Genomic DNA, 14458 nt, shown 5'->3' with positions numbered 1-14458 from the left:
CATTTATCGACAGGTACCGGCACCACTATTCCGTCGAGCGGATGTGCCGGATCGTGCGCGGCGACCAAACCAATACGGGCATTTTGGAGTCGACGGATCGCCGCTATCGCAGCCGGGCTTGTGGTCCGACTGACCCCGAATGAGAAGACGCATATGCAGCACAAAGGCTCTACGATATCCGGGCTCGCCATAGGGGGGACGTCTACGGGCGCAGGAAGCTGTGGAAGGCTGCCCTGCGGGAAAGCTGGGCCATAGGCCGCGACCTGGTAGGAAGGTTGATGAAAATCCTTGGCATCCAGAAAGTACTGCGGTGCACGGCGATCCGAACGACGCAGTCCCATCCCAGTGGCCCGCGCTGTGCTGACTGCTGCAAAGCCGCTTGGAATAGCGTTACTCATCCGAATCAGTGGTGGGTGGCGGATTTTACCTACGTATATACCCACCAGGGCTTGTGCTACGTTACAGTCATCACCGACGTCCATTCCAGGAGGATCCTTGGATGCACAGTGTCACGGACCAAACAGTCTGATTTCGTCCTGAATGCGCTGCGGCAGGCCTTGAGCGTTCAAAACCGCTACGACGCGAAGTTTAGTGCTGTGGGGCATCATCCACCACTCGGATGCCGGCTTTCAGTACACCAGCTTTCAACTGCGTACATTGATTGAGCGCGAAGGCATTACCGGGTCTCTATTGGCACCGTCGGTGATGCCTACGATAACGGGCTCATGGAGTCCACTATCGGGCTGTTTAAGAGCGGGGAGATCGACCATTCCAGGATGCGAACGTTCGCCACCTGGAAAGAGGTTGAACGGGCCCCGCTGAGTGGGTCAACTGGTACAACATCCGAACGCCTCCACGGCTCCATCGACTACGTCCCACCGATCGAATACGAGGCCTGCTACTATCACAATCATCCTAAAATGGACACGACCGAAGCCCAAGCGGCTTAAACACCGCCCGCCACAAACCTAGGCCGATTCAGTAGGTTGCGTGCACTTCGGGAAAGTGACATCCAAGTGATGGTTATTTTCCGAGATTTTCGGTGTTCGTCAATGAAGTCGTCTCGAGTACCGAGCTCAGACTCTCCGCGTGGGCAGGTGTTTGTGCGTGGAAGAGAAGTGAAATGTTCCTGTTCCCGAAACGGATGTTGGTTGATGATAGCCTTTCGACAATTTAGTAATTGGTTTCAGAATTGACTCTCATGCGATATTCCGCGAGTGAATCCCTTGAAAAGAAAATAGCCGAGTGGGGATGCTGAGTATTCAGGTTAAAGGCCTCGGCCTAATGTATTGGCTTGTTAAGCCTCTTTAGGCAGCATGACTTGTTGGGACTGTTGATTAGCACAGTCGACACAGCGCTGGTGCTTAGTCAGGAAAATCGGGACCTGAGCGAACGCTTGAGTTCTGCACAAGCATGGCTAGTTACTCCGCAGGGGAGCGGCTAACAATCAATCCCATTGCTTAGCAACTTCAGATGCGGGAGCAAAGCCGGCTTTTTTGTATTTTTGTTCCTCCGCAGATCCAATGGTCGAGGACTTAACATTTTCTATTATTGCTGCGATTTCTTCTTTGGGGCTTGGTGCATGTCCAGCCGGTCCATCAAATAGTGATATCCATACCCTAGATGTGTCGTCGAGTTCTTCAATGAATGGCTTTAGTTGATGGTTGAGGAAGCTCTGGTCGTTCCCGTTTTGAAGAACCAAGAGATCGAAGTTCTGTCCTGCGTTGACAACATCTGACAGATTGGTATTTACGAAACTGGACTTAACGCGCATTGCCGGTGTTCTACCTTGAACCCTATGGCAAATTCGGAGGTATCGATCCAATGTCGACTTTGGAGACGCATCAAAGTTCAGGCGAGGGTTCATCGCGAGAACGATGGAGTCAGGGAAAAGCGAGCCGAAATTCGTGGCTGCATATCCGCCGCCGGAGCCTCCGAAAAGAATCGTGTGGGAGCTTGAAAGTTGGCTTAGACAGTGGTGGAGAATCGGGGCGAGGAGATTTGGTAGGGGGCCAAAGTCCTTGTCTCCGAGGAACCAAGCACACGAAATTGCTCCTTGGTCGAGGGATGGATCTGCGCAAGCAATTAAGTTTACTCCTGCAGCCTCTGAGAGAGCGTTGCCTTGCAAACAAGGGATTGTCCGTTGGCGCGGTGATAGGGCTCCATGAAAGACGATGAGCGTGGTATCGGACTTCCGATCCTTAATCAAGAGGTCAAGTTGGCGTCCTTTGTGCTCAATTGTATGTAGTCCATCAGAGAGGGGGAGCTCAACGAAGTCTTGAATGGATGCGTAGTACTTGGAAACGCGCCAACGCTTAATGTCTCTTGGACGCTGGAATGGTTCAGCCATAGCGGTCGTTCCTTCCGGGAAGGCAGATTGGAGTTGTTGTTTTCATCATAGATTGGCTCCACTCGACTTAAAAATCTCTTACTTTCGTTGACTCCACCAGGCATTCGCCGAACCCGCGTGACCCACGATATATGTTTATCGCCCAAGACATCTGTCGTTTCCGCTGGATCTATTTCCGGTGAAAAACGGACCTGACCCCGTTAGGTAGACACCTCGGATTCCAGCCAGTGTGGTTGGGAAAGAAGGTAATCTACCACCATGCCCGCGTCAAGGTTTACACGGAACAGTTCCAGCGCGACGCCGTCGCGATGTTCGAGGCGAGCCCAGATGCTTCGATGGGCAAAGTCGCAGAAGAGCTCGGGATCAATCGCTCGACCCTGGGATATTGGTACAAGCAGATTGGTACCAACGTTGCCACTAATGATGCAGACTCGTCACCGGCAGCTAAGCTTGCTGATGCGGAGCGAATTCGCCAGCTAGAGCGCGAATACAAGCGGCTTAGTGAAGAGCGTGAAATTCTGCGCACGGCCGCGAAGTATTTTGCGGAAGAGCCGACTTGGTGATCCGCTTCCAGTTCGCCTGTGACCATATCCCCGACTACTCGGTTAAGCGGATGTGCGAAGTTCTAAACCTTAACCGGTCTTCGTACTACAAGTGGAAGCATTCGGCTCCACGTCGTCGCCAGCGCCTTTTAGATGATGCTCTGGTGGCAGCTGAGATCCAGGCCACTTTCGACGCTGAAAACGGCGCCTGGGGCGCTCGTCGCATCACTGCCGAACTCAACGACCCCACACGTCGCGACGGTGCTACAACCCCAGCCAAGCGGATCAATCGCAAAAGGTGGCCCGCATGATGCGGGCCTAGAACCGGTTCGAATTTTAGAAGAAGCGCAGGATCAAGACCACTGCGCGCGACAAAGGCCGGCGCGTGTTCGCAGTCTTGGTGAACCGTGACTTCACCGCCTGCGCTCCGAATCGTGTACTTGTCGGCGACATTACGTATCTGCTGATCGCCGACGGAACGAACATGTACTTGGCAAGAGCTATTGATTGTTTCTCCCGCAAACTCATTGGGTTTGCTATCGCAGCTCACATGCATACCGAACTGGTAGAAGAAGCCCTCGAAAACGCTTCCCACCTGCGAGGAGTTTTTGACGGTGCGATTTTCCACTCAGATCACGGAAGCGTCTACACCTCATCGCAGATCCAAGCAACATACAGGCGCTTAGGCGTTACCTAGTTGATGGGCGCGGTGGGAACCAGCGCGGGTAATTCGCTCGCTGAATCGTTTAACACAGCGTTGAAGTGAGAGATCCTCAATGATACGAAGACGTTTGCCAACCAGCTGATCTGCCGTAGGAATGTCTTTCGCTGGTGCGTGCGCTACAACGCTTACCGCCGACACACTTGGTGCGGATATCAAACTCCCGATGAGTTTGAATCGCAAACCGCATAAAGAGTGATAGGCTTACGCCTACATTTTGTTCACCCCAAGGTGTCTACTTTCTGGCGGTCGGGCCCCACTTATCTTTGCGAGGCGTATATCCGTTTGAAGAGAGTACTAACAGCAAGGCATAAACTTTATATGGGTCGTATGCCCCTGGAAAATCTGTCTAGCAGCTAGAACGCTCGATCAGTAGAAGGCCAGTTGTTTTGGATTCTCCTTTACTGTAATTAATCCATGGAATGGCTAAAAGCTTGTAAAGTGCGATATTTTGCGAGGTGGGCGTCTCAAGTGATGCCGTGAATTCAGTCAACTGATAGACTCTTACGGGCAGAATTTAACCGGAGCAGCACGCTGTTTGACGGCTATCACAGTGCAAAACCGGTATTTTACGGGACTGAAAGTTGGGTAACCCTTGTTGTGGTCGGAAATGGAGAAAAATGAATAGACGTCAGTTAAAACGCTTTACGAGTGGCAAGGCTCAGATCTGCCTTTTGATGGCGGCCTGTTTACTGGGGATTCTTTCGATAATTGCGCCAGTAGACGTTCTCAAGAAGTTGTTTGGAGTTTTGGCTCTCGTGCTTTGTTTCTTTTGGGGTGCGGTCTTCGTAACGTGGGCGAAAATGTTGGCAGGAGAGTTTCGCGGCCTGGCTCGGGATATAAGCTCTTCCGGGTGGCGACAATACCAGCAAGATCCATTTTCTGAACAACTTCGATCCGCGCCCCCGCACACTGAGCAAAACAAGGGAAACTCGGAGTCGGACAAAAGTGCGGCATCGTCAGCTGAGCTGAAAACCCCAAGAACAATATCAGCCTTTGCACCTAGCGGAATCCCAGCGATCGATATCCAAGGTCGGCCATTAGCGGGGGCTGCAGGGCGATTCGCTGCAGATCAAGTGATGGGCGATGATCCAGGCCGTGCTTTCCGTTATTTGATGAGGGAACCTCTTGAAAACGAGGACCGACAGGTCCGAATGCTCACGTCTGGACAACTTTTTGAGGCTGTTCGACCTTTGGCCGATGTTTCTCTGATTATGCCTGGCTATGGAACTTTGGAACCAGATCCTGAGGTAGCTTACATCCTCATTGACGAGAGAGAGCTTAAGACCGGAGCATGGGCAGGTGTGCTTACTTCTGCCGGCACCGCAAACTTCTTGTTATTGATGGATCTTTTAAAAGCCCAGAAACAGTTGGGTACCGTCGTAATAGTTATCGAAGACGATGTTCCCGGTCATTTCAATGGAACATTGCGTGAAATGGCGGACGTCGTTGTTTCGAATGGGACAAGTGATCTTCGTTGGGAGAATGACGTTTATTCTCCGATACTGACCGCATGCATCAAACGAAGTGAGGTTTAAGAACTAACATGTCCAAAGTAGCGATTTATGGCGATATCAGCCCGAACGTGATCGATGGCTCATCTATTTGGCTAATGTCGATTTCAACCGTTTTGAGTCGGATTTTTGACGAGGTGCACTTGCAGCTGAAAATGCCGCTTGAAAACCGGCGGTTGATTACCTCGCTCGATGACCTTGAAAATGTGGTGGTGCACGAGCCCAACGCGGAGCTTTCTACGAAAGAAGCAGCGTCGGCAGTCGAAAAACTAAACAACAGTGTTGGGCTGAATGCGGTTGTCGTACGAGGCTTCGCAGCTTGCAATGATTTTGCGATGAAATCCCGCATAGCGGGATTGACCTGGGCGTACATTACAGATGTTCCTTTCCCGCCAACACGCCTTTCAGATAACAACCGGAATCGCCTTGAGCGTATCGCGGCTCGTTGCCGAAGGCTTTTTGCACAAACAGATGCTGCGCGTTCATATCTGGAGGCCATTACGCCTCAAGCCGCTGGCAAGGTTGAGATTATGTCTCCTATGATTCCGGATTCTGCTTTCATCGAACTTGATGTTAATTCAACTGTTGCACCTTCCGAGCTGGGACTTATCTATTCGGGTAAATTCGCTGAGGGGTGGAAGACTCTTGAGATGCTAGGAATTCCGCAGAGTTTAGAGGCGCTCGGCGTGGAGTCGAAGCTTACCGTTATTGGTGATAAATATAATCGGTCGAAAACAGACCCCTCGTGGCTTCCACGTATGCAGGAAGCGATTCGCCAGGCAGATGCCGACCCAGCATCGCGAGTAAATTGGCTAGGAGCACTTTCACGGGACGAATCGATTGAGAAAATGAAATTTTCCACCCTTGGGTTAGGATGGCGTAGCTCGGAGTTGGATTCGAGCTTGGAGCTCTCAACGAAGGCGCTAGAGTACGGAGCGGTTGGGGTAGTGCCCGTGATAAACAAAACCCAGGACCACTTAGCGCTGTTCGGAGAAGATTATCCGTTCTTTGTCTCGGGAACGGATTCAGTTTGCGAAGTTGCCAAGGTTATTGCCTCAAATCTCGATCGAGTGCATGAAGCACGCTTAGTTGCGCACCGCGTTGCAAAAGAGTATTCGATGGCAAGTGCAGCAGAAAGACTCGAGGGCGTGTTTCAACGCGCTGGGGTCCTTCAAGATGAAAAACCGGGTGATGGCTCGGTGAACCGAGTCCTTATTGCCTCTCATGATATGAAGTTCATGGGTGAGCTGATGGACCATCTTTCTAGAAGTCCATCTTTTGAGGTTAATTTAGATCACTGGGAAACCCTCCACAAGCATGATGCCAACGAAAGCAAGCGCTTGGCTCGGCGCGCCGACACGATTTTTTGCGAATGGGCGGGGCCATCACTCGCCTGGTATTCGCACAACAAACCTAAGGGCAAGAAGCTCGTGTCCAGGTTGCACCGTTTTGAGCTCGATGGCCCCTGGATGTCGGACATCGATTGGGACAATGTGGATGCGATGATTTTTGTTTCAGAGTTGTACCGGCGTATGGCTCTTGAGCAGTTACCGCTTAAGCCTGAACAATGCTTCGTTATTCCAAACGCGGTGGATTCTTCAGACTTTAATCGTCCGAAATTGCCCAACGCGCGGTTTACCTTGGGCTTTGTCGGGATGGTCCCTTGGCACAAACGTCCGGATCGAGCGCTTGACTTATTGGAACGTCTGCTTGAAGAAGATGACCGATACACGCTGCGTTTCAAAGGCAGAATGCCATGGGAATATCCTTATGAATGGAACAAAGCAGTGCAGAAGCAGCTGTACTTGGAATTCTTTAAGCGGATTGCCGGTTCTACAAAGCTGAGACAGCACGTTGTATTCGATCCGTTTGGAGCAGATATAGCATCGTGGCAGCGTTCAATCGGCTTCATCTTGTCTCCAAGTGAAGTCGAGAGCTTCCACATGGCACCCGCCGAGGGCATGTCAGCAAGGTCAGTTCCTATCTTCTGGTCAAGGCCTGGCGTAGAAGAAATTTTTGGCTCTCAATTCTTATCGCCTGATTTGGATGCCGCTGTAGAGAAAATTCTGAAGTGTCGAGACCTAAAGGTCTTTGAAAGCTTAGGCGAAGAAGCTCGCGAGTCAGTTCTTCGCTGGGACCCAACGGTTTTGATGCCGATGTGGGAAGAGATTCTCTCATTAGAAGTCTCCTAGCCGTTCTTATTTCTTAACCAAGTCCGGGGTAACTATTCGGGTTGCCCCGGACTTGGAATTGTTTTCTTTCGTAGACCCGCCGTGTGAGCGCTACCCAGACGCCTTTGCATTGGTCACCCTAGTATTACGCGCGGAGCGCAGGGTTTCTCTGAGCGCAGGTGCAACGATCGGTAGCCAGCATGCCCGTAGGCTGCGCTGCATCATTGCTTTATTAATTCGAGTTTAACATCGCTGTTGTTATCTGCGATGTGCAGCTGATTCGGGGAGCCCTACCACCTATCCGGAAAACCCCTACCAACTACGCGGATTGCCCCTACCAACTACGCCGAAACGGCAACAATATCTACTAACGCAGAAAACGCTCGCTAAGCGTTATTACCGAGGGGCTACATTAAATATACGGATTGTGTGCTAAGGCAACGACAAAACTGTCGCTGCCTGTTTGCGAAACTAATCGTCAGTCGAAATGTTCCAGTTTCTTCCTTTCGGGTGCTACTTCCACAATCCCTTGGTGTCGACGAGAACCTTGTTTTCTAGACCTGAGGCGTCAAACTCACGGAATTCCTTGTGATCGACCAGAAGGACGACAACCTCGGAGGTCGCGATTGCCTCTTTGTATTCTTTGAGCTCGACGTTATCGAAGCCTTTCAGTCGCTTGGGGAGTTCAGAAACATTTGGCTCAACGGCGAAGATGGTTTTGTTTTCGAGTTCCTCTGCGAGATCAACCGCAATGTTGAGCGCAGGGGACTCGCGGAGATCATCGATGTCGGCCTTGAAAGCGAGGCCGAGTACTGCAACCTTCTTGGCATCCGTCTTGGAGACTGCATCCTTGACCTTGTTGATGACCCAACCTGGCTTGCCGTCGTTAACCTTGCGTGCGGTGTGGATGAGCTCGGAGTTTTCAGGATCGGCCGCCACGATGAACCACGGATCGACCGCGATGCAGTGGCCACCGACACCCGGGCCAGGCTGCAAGATGTCCACGCGTGGGTGGTGGTTGGCGAGGTTGATGAGCTCCCATACGTCGATGCCAAGCTTGTCGCAGATGAGCGAAAGCTCGTTCGCAAAAGCGATATTGACATCGCGGAAAGAGTTCTCGGTGAGCTTTGCCATTTCTGCAGTTACGTCGTTGGTAGCAAGCAATTCGCCCTTGCAGAAGGTGGCGTAGATTTCGATTGCGCGACGAGTAGCCTCAGCGGTTTGGCCGCCGATGATTCGGTCATTGGTACGCAGCTCTTCCATTGCATAGCCCGGAAGAATGCGCTCAGGGCAGTGCGCGAAATAGATAACCGGCTTGTTGTCTGGGTTCTCAACACCATCTGCAACGAGGTCAGGTCGGCACTCCAAGATGCGCTGTGCCATCTTTGCAGTGGTTTGCGGAGGAGAGGTGGACTCGAGGACGATAAGTTCATCACCGACCAGCTGAGGAGCGATCGCTTCTGCGGCCGAATAAATGTACTTCATATCGACGTCATAGTTTTCGGTGAAGGGGGTAGGGACCGCAATGATGTAGGCGTCAGAGTGAACCTGTTCCGTGGTGGCGCGGAAGCGGCCAGACTCGAGCGCTGCAGTGAGTTCTTCCTGCAGACCTGGCTCGACGATTGTGACTTCACCGCGATTGATCTTTTCAACATTCACCGTATTGACATCAACGCCGACCACATTCACCCCAGAGTTGGCCATGACTACTGCGGTGGGCAATCCGATATAGCCAAGGCCGACGAACGCCACATTAAGACTGGACATCAATATTCTCCTAAGGGGGACTGGTTGGGTTGAAACTAATTATGATTGTACGAGGTTTGGAGGATTCGGGATCTAGTTTGCAAAGAAAGTGGCGGGAACAAATTATTCTTACTAATTGTCCAGTGGGTCACACCGCCGAGCATGTACTTTCGGGAGGGGATGCTTGGAGAAAAGGCAACGTCGAGGCAATGGAGTTAGCCACGAATGGCCTGATGTAGTATGTCTTTAAAGCGTCGGCTTGCTCGGCGTTTGGGGGCTATAGCTCAGTCGGTTAGAGCCGCGGACTCATAATCCGCTGGTCCCGGGGTCGAGCCCCGGTGGCCCCACAACATCTTTCATTGACCTCGTTTGCCTATTGTTCGAGGTCTAAACGTGTAGGTTTAGCGTATGGAAAACTTGGAGCACACTGACATCGCTGTTCAATCAATGACGAAAACAGCGGGAATTCGAACCGTTGTCGTCCCCGCTGCAGGTATGGGAACGCGGTTCCTTCCGGCTACGAAGACTGTTCCCAAAGAGCTCCTACCCGTGGTGGATACCCCGGGTATTGAGATCATCGCGGAAGAAGCGGCGTCGGTTGGCGCAACGAAGCTCGCGATAATTACTTCGCCGAAAAAACAAGAAGTGATGCGCCACTTTGAGCAGTTTCCTGAGCTGGTGAAAACCTTGCGTGAGCGCGGCAAGGAAGAACAGGCGCTGAAGGTTGAGCGAGCTGCTCAAATCGTTCAGCCGATCTCCGTGCCTCAGGAAAAGCCTTTAGGCCTTGGCCACGCGGTCGGGCTAGCTGAATCTGTTTTGGACGATGATGAGGACTTCTTTGCAGTAATGCTTCCTGACGACGTCATCGAACCGAATACTGCAGTTGCAGAAATGATGGCGGTCCGCGAGCAATGTGGCGGATCCGTCCTCCTTGCCGTTGAAGTGGAACCGGAGGATGTCTCCAACTACGGAGTATTCGATGTCGCCGGCACAGACGACGGTGCTGTGAAGCGCGTTGTCGGCATGGTCGAAAAACCTGAGGTCGAAGAAGCACCCTCCAACTTGGTGGCCACCGGCCGCTATTTGTTGGACCGGAAGATTTTTGATGCCCTCCGCCGAATCAAGCCAGGCAAAGGTGGGGAGCTGCAGCTTACCGATGCTATCGAGCTACTCATCGAAGATGGCGAACCCGTTCACGTCGTAGTGCACGACGGCATACGTCATGATTTGGGGAACCCTGCCGGTTTCATCCCGGCTAGCGTTGAGTTTGGCCTGCGCCACGAGAAGTACGGTGCGGGACTGTTCGAAGATTTGAAGGCGATTATGGCGAAGTATGAGGAGAAGTTTTCTAATCACTCATAGCATAGAGACAGACAATTTTAATCTGAGAACACATTCATTTCTCTCTCGGAAGTTCTCTCTATGACTCGTTCATTTCGGTTTGGCCATATCGGTTTTGAGTGCTGCAGTAATGCTTGCCGCATGTGATGGGGAAGGAAATCAATGGCGCCTTCGCTGGCATCCATCAGCTTGCCGTAAAGCTCATCTTTTCATTTTAAGTTGCGCGAATGGGATTTCTTTAGGGATTCGAATAACGGCGCGGAAATGTGGGCAATCTCGATGTCAGGATCGCTGATTTCACCTCCGTTCGTCTGTGCAACAAGGGTATCTCGTCACGTTACTCAAAGTAATGCAGGCACCATTAAAATGAGCAGTCGTTTTGCTACAGGACTAGGGGAGAGGGGCCCGGGGAAGGCGCCGCTAAGCGCCCGCTCCTTCTATAACCCAGTTCAAACGAGCCCGGTAGTGCGGTCAACGCTTCGCTGAGGCTGCGGAATTCCGAGTCGCAAGTGTTTGTCCTCTCTACGGACCAGAAATTCTCCGGGCGCAGGTAGGCAGCCCCATGAAGGTGCAGTGCGCCGGTGCGTATGCGGGTGGTGATGAGGGAGGCTGTGCTGAGCGGGGTGCCCATCGCACGGAACAACTAGGCGTTCGCAACGGTCCTCACCGCGGGTGCGTACGAAGCCGGGGCTCTACCGCGTAAGGGGCCCGAGGCTGAGTCATGCTGAATGAACGCCGGTGACACTCCACTGTAGACCGTAGAGGTATCGCAACACCATCGAGCGTAAATCTCAGCCCAAAGTGCTGGGTAGGCGCTGTTTGCGGGGGTTGAAGTTGAGGTTGGTCCGGGCGTCGGCAAGCTAGGCGGCGGCGGGAACCGATGGTGAGCAGGGGGAAGTCGGGTGATTGCCCGCAGCCATATTTTTGTTTTCGTCCTACGTCGCACCCCTGCAGGCGCTGGTAGCGTCTTATTACAAACCGCACCAAGCAGCCACGGGAGGCCTATTCTATGGACGGCGATGTTACTGAGTTGCTTGTATATGCCGGGTTAGTGCTTGTCATGGTGCTCTACTGGGCCTACTACATTAGGTGCGTGCGGAGGCAACCTAGATCGGAAAAATGGTACGACGATGTCGACTTTGTAGGCGCAGAAAGTGATGGCGTCCTTTTTATTTATCCTTACTGCTCGCTCATTAGGGGCGCTGGCGGCGCCATGGGGTTGGTCGCAAGTGCCAACCCTCCCGAGTTTGTCTACACGGTGCTGAAGGTTCCGCTCGTGGCAGCTTTCGTTATTGGAGTCATTGGATTTACGGACGCGGTCGGGGTTCCGCTTCCGTGGCCTTTTGTGCCGCGTTGGGTCGTCGATATCCGCACTGCAAAGCGTGCTCGAAGGCGTGAGCGCAGACAGGCCAGAAAGAGGGACAGGGAAGAATAGGCCTGGCTATTTTCGTGTGTGCGAAGTTCGTTGGAAATCTCCGCTATCTGGTTGCAGGTTCTCCAGCCCAGTAGCAAAGCAGCTGAAGATGGTATGAGGCGTTTGGGGTCAAACTCTGGTTTGGTGATGTACAGCAGCACGGAGATGGATCCGTAGATTAGGGCCGCTAGAGCAGTAGTCGTGGTAGACAACGGGTTTGAGTATTTCAGATGTTGGAGAGCCTAATTCTCCTTTCGATGGGGCTTTAATGGCGCACCGTGATGTAAAACGAGGCCTTGCGTGACATGGGTACGGGGCTAAGGAATAGAAGGGGATGCGGACGAAATCTTAGACGCCGATGGGCACTATTTCACGGTCGTGTTTCCCGATTGGGTCATTGAGCCCACCGACGCCATGGGTGAGATGATTCGGGTGCGCCAAGAGCACGGTGGTTCGGCGTTGTTGGCGGTAGATGTGGAGCCGTCGCAGGTGTCGAATTATAGCGTCTTTGATGTTGAGGCTACCGACGTCATCGCTCTCCTTATCTCCGAGGGTCACCCCGGCCACGTCGTGGTACATGATGGTATCCGCCACGATCTTGGCAATCCCCCCGGCTTCATTCCCGGCAGCGTCGAATTCGGTCTCCGTCACCCGAAGTACGGACCGGCATTGTTCCATGACTTGGAAGTGATTATGGAAAACTACCGGCTGGAGCGAAACTAGACGTCGGAGAAGGCAGCGCTGGCCGCGACCTAAACCTTGCCCATGAAGTAGCGAGGATGGGACTCCATTAGGGGCTCGAGTGAAGACGCGGAAATGTGGGCAATCTTGGTTTAAGGATTGGGATAGAGGGGTTGGGGGAGGCGTCGTTAAGCGCCCGCTCCTTTTATGCCCCGGCTCTAACGAGCTCCCGCAGTGCGGCCAATGCTTGGCTGCGGCTGCGGAGTTTCGATTCGCCGGCGTTGGTCTTCTCTACGGACCAGAATCTCTCCGGGCGCAGGGCGGCAGCCTCATGGAGGTGCGGTCCGCCGGTGCTGATGAAGGGGGTTATGCGGGAGGCTGTGCTAAGCGACGTGCGGCAGCCAGGCTACATCGTGCACCACTGCGCGGGCGATCGGGGCGCGGACTGCGGCTCAAAGGTACTGGGTTGTTGTGGGCGGGGTGGAAAGGGGCGTCGGCAAGCGAGGCTATGGCAGAGAACTCGATGGTGAGCAGAACGAAGGCGGGGGCGTCTGCGCGGCGCGGATGCTGCGGAAGTCGCGCACGCTAAAGGCCTTAAGGGCGCAGGACTACAGGCGCGACAAATGTTTGGGCCTATAAGTTTCTCCGTGGCCGGTGTGCTTTCTGCATACGTATTTTGTTTAGTCTCATGCCTTACTCAGCGGGCGCTGGTAGCGTCTTATTCCATACCGCCACCAGCAGCCACAGGAGGCCATATCCATGGACGCGGATACTTCCGATTTGCTCTTTTGCATCGGGTCGGTGCTTGTCATGGTGCTCTTCTGGGCCTACTACTTGTTGGAGGTGCGCAGGAATCCCAGATCGGAAGAGTGGTACGACGAACCCGCCTGGGAAGGGGCAGCAAGTGATGGCGTGCTCTTCTATTATCCTTACGGCTCGCTAATGCTGGGTGCTGGCGGTGTCCTAGGGTTGGTCGCAAGTGTGAACCCTCCTGAGTTTGTCGGCTCAGTGGTGCGGGTTGTGTTCTTGACAGCTGTCTTTATCGGAGCTGTCGGGATGACGGGTGGTTTCGGGATCCCGCTTCCGTGGCCTTTTGTTCCGCGTTGGGTCGTCGACATTCGCAAAGCAAAACGTGCTCGAAGGCGTGAGCGTAGAGAAGCTAGGAAGAGGGAAGGGGGAGAGTAGGGCTGGTGACTTTTCTAGGGGCTGGGGTTCGGGGGAATCTCGGGCATTAGGGTGGAGATTCTTCGGTCTGAGAGCAAGGTATCGGGAGATGGATTGAGGCCTTTGAGGCCACTCGTAAAGTAGACAACCAACTTTCATGGGTCTTGCGTCCGTGGAAGTAGAAGTCCATTGTGGGTCAGCAGTGCCAGAATTACACGCCGGTCTAGTGAGGTGAAGCTGCGAACTTCAAGGGGCTTTGGAAGGGGCTGAGGGGCTGATCTTCGGGCTGAGAATACTCGCCTGCATCGTGAGCTGGCAGAAGTAAAGAGGGATATCGAAATTTGTTAAAAGCGGCAGCCTCGAGGACCGCTTATAATTCACCCTAGCGTGGTGAAAGCAATGGCCAACTTCCATGCTGATGAAACAAACGTCGGTGATGCTAGACCTCTTAGCGAGTTGAACGAGTATCAGGCCTATTTGATCGCTGGTGTTCGGGCATGCTTCCTGCTGGCATCCGAAATGATTGAAGACCTCTACGGGTAGGTTCCTATTAGCAGTCAGGAGCATGTCATTGCCTTCGACGGCATCACCCCGGAACATTTTCAGGCAGGGATAAAAGCGAGCCCTACCGAAACCAACGACTAGTTCCACTGCTACAAGGCAGAAGGGAACGCTGACAAACATAGCCTGCCCCATCATGGGGCTAGGAGTACGAATCCTGAGTTCCTCCGAGCGGAACTGCTAACAACGAATTGGGAAGCACCCGCCATGCCTGGCTCTTCGTCGAGGGACGCAAACATTCACGTGGGAGACG

10 protein-coding genes, 1 tRNA gene and 2 pseudogenes are annotated in these 14458 nt (G+C 53.1%); 11 read left to right on the top strand and 2 right to left on the bottom strand.

Features of this window, described 5'->3' with window-relative positions:
- Window positions 1-170: 170 nt before the first annotated feature.
- Both MHY08_RS11790 and MHY08_RS11785 read left to right on the top strand, forming a co-directional pair.
- A pseudogene (locus MHY08_RS11790) lies at window positions 171-299 on the top strand (IS3 family transposase); the annotation flags it as partial.
- On the top strand, window positions 279-665 hold the full coding sequence (locus MHY08_RS11785) for a DDE-type integrase/transposase/recombinase (protein WP_204611294.1): 387 nt from the start codon (window positions 279-281) through the stop codon (window positions 663-665). The pseudogene MHY08_RS11790 and the gene MHY08_RS11785, both read left to right, overlap by 21 nt.
- 782 nt (window positions 666-1447) lie before the next feature.
- On the opposite strand, the gene MHY08_RS07435 is transcribed toward MHY08_RS11785, so the two are convergent.
- Window positions 1448-2350: a hypothetical protein gene (locus tag MHY08_RS07435; protein WP_204611295.1), complete on the bottom strand. Its 903-nt coding sequence runs from the start codon at window positions 2348-2350 to the stop codon at window positions 1448-1450.
- A 308-nt stretch (window positions 2351-2658) separates the two neighbouring features.
- Here MHY08_RS07435 and MHY08_RS07430 point away from each other — a divergent pair.
- The 3 genes and pseudogenes from MHY08_RS07430 (at window position 2659) to MHY08_RS07420 (ending at window position 7319) form a co-directional block, all read left to right on the top strand.
- A pseudogene (locus MHY08_RS07430) lies at window positions 2659-3805 on the top strand (IS3 family transposase).
- 428 nt (window positions 3806-4233) lie between these two features.
- Complete coding sequence (locus MHY08_RS07425) at window positions 4234-5151, top strand: hypothetical protein (RefSeq protein ID WP_204611297.1); 918 nt, start codon at window positions 4234-4236, stop codon at window positions 5149-5151.
- An 8-nt stretch (window positions 5152-5159) separates the two neighbouring features.
- Window positions 5160-7319: a glycosyltransferase gene (locus MHY08_RS07420; RefSeq protein ID WP_204611300.1), complete on the top strand. Its 2160-nt coding sequence runs from the start codon at window positions 5160-5162 to the stop codon at window positions 7317-7319.
- A gap of 492 nt (window positions 7320-7811) precedes the next feature.
- On the opposite strand, the gene wecC is transcribed toward MHY08_RS07420, so the two are convergent.
- Window positions 7812-9065, bottom strand: a complete 1254-nt coding sequence (wecC, locus tag MHY08_RS07415; RefSeq protein ID WP_204611301.1) for a UDP-N-acetyl-D-mannosamine dehydrogenase — start codon at window positions 9063-9065, stop codon at window positions 7812-7814.
- Between the two features lie 252 nt (window positions 9066-9317).
- Here wecC and MHY08_RS07410 point away from each other — a divergent pair.
- The 6 genes from MHY08_RS07410 to MHY08_RS07385 all read left to right on the top strand — a co-directional run bounded on the left by MHY08_RS07410 (window position 9318) and on the right by MHY08_RS07385 (window position 14187).
- Window positions 9318-9391: transfer RNA gene (locus tag MHY08_RS07410), tRNA-Ile, on the top strand.
- A 61-nt stretch (window positions 9392-9452) separates the two neighbouring features.
- Window positions 9453-10406: a UTP--glucose-1-phosphate uridylyltransferase gene (locus MHY08_RS07405; RefSeq protein ID WP_239236147.1), complete on the top strand. Its 954-nt coding sequence runs from the start codon at window positions 9453-9455 to the stop codon at window positions 10404-10406.
- 988 nt (window positions 10407-11394) lie between these two features.
- The gene (locus tag MHY08_RS07400; RefSeq protein WP_204611302.1) at window positions 11395-11820 is read left to right on the top strand and encodes a hypothetical protein; all 426 of its coding nucleotides are present in this window, start codon (window positions 11395-11397) and stop codon (window positions 11818-11820) included.
- A 357-nt stretch (window positions 11821-12177) separates the two neighbouring features.
- Window positions 12178-12522 carry a hypothetical protein gene (locus tag MHY08_RS07395; protein ID WP_239236144.1) on the top strand — a complete coding sequence of 115 codons (345 nt, stop codon included), beginning with the start codon at window positions 12178-12180 and terminating at the stop codon, window positions 12520-12522.
- Between the two features lie 717 nt (window positions 12523-13239).
- Entirely contained in the window at window positions 13240-13665 is a 426-nt protein-coding gene (locus tag MHY08_RS07390; protein ID WP_239236141.1) for a hypothetical protein, read from the top strand.
- 366 nt (window positions 13666-14031) lie between these two features.
- The gene (locus tag MHY08_RS07385; RefSeq protein WP_239236138.1) at window positions 14032-14187 is read left to right on the top strand and encodes a hypothetical protein; all 156 of its coding nucleotides are present in this window, start codon (window positions 14032-14034) and stop codon (window positions 14185-14187) included.
- Window positions 14188-14458: the final 271 nt, after the last annotated feature.

It is taken from the genome of Corynebacterium sp. ACRPJ, assembly GCF_022347345.1.
Taxonomy (GTDB): Bacteria; Actinomycetota; Actinomycetes; order Mycobacteriales; family Mycobacteriaceae; genus Corynebacterium; species Corynebacterium tuberculostearicum_D.
This window is presented reverse-complemented; position numbering and strand designations above follow the sequence as displayed.

Coding starts and splice junctions, on each gene's coding strand:
- MHY08_RS07425 (WP_204611297.1), top strand. CDS start 4,234: ATGAATAGACGTCAGTTAAAACGCTTTACGAGTGGCAAGGCTCAGATC.
- wecC (WP_204611301.1), bottom strand. CDS start 9,065: ATGTCCAGTCTTAATGTGGCGTTCGTCGGCCTTGGCTATATCGGATTG.
- MHY08_RS07420 (WP_204611300.1), top strand. CDS start 5,160: ATGTCCAAAGTAGCGATTTATGGCGATATCAGCCCGAACGTGATCGAT.
- MHY08_RS07435 (WP_204611295.1), bottom strand. CDS start 2,350: ATGGCTGAACCATTCCAGCGTCCAAGAGACATTAAGCGTTGGCGCGTT.
- MHY08_RS07400 (WP_204611302.1), top strand. CDS start 11,395: ATGGACGGCGATGTTACTGAGTTGCTTGTATATGCCGGGTTAGTGCTT.
- MHY08_RS07390 (WP_239236141.1), top strand. CDS start 13,240: ATGGACGCGGATACTTCCGATTTGCTCTTTTGCATCGGGTCGGTGCTT.
- MHY08_RS07405 (WP_239236147.1), top strand. CDS start 9,453: ATGGAAAACTTGGAGCACACTGACATCGCTGTTCAATCAATGACGAAA.
- MHY08_RS11785 (WP_204611294.1), top strand. CDS start 279: ATGAAAATCCTTGGCATCCAGAAAGTACTGCGGTGCACGGCGATCCGA.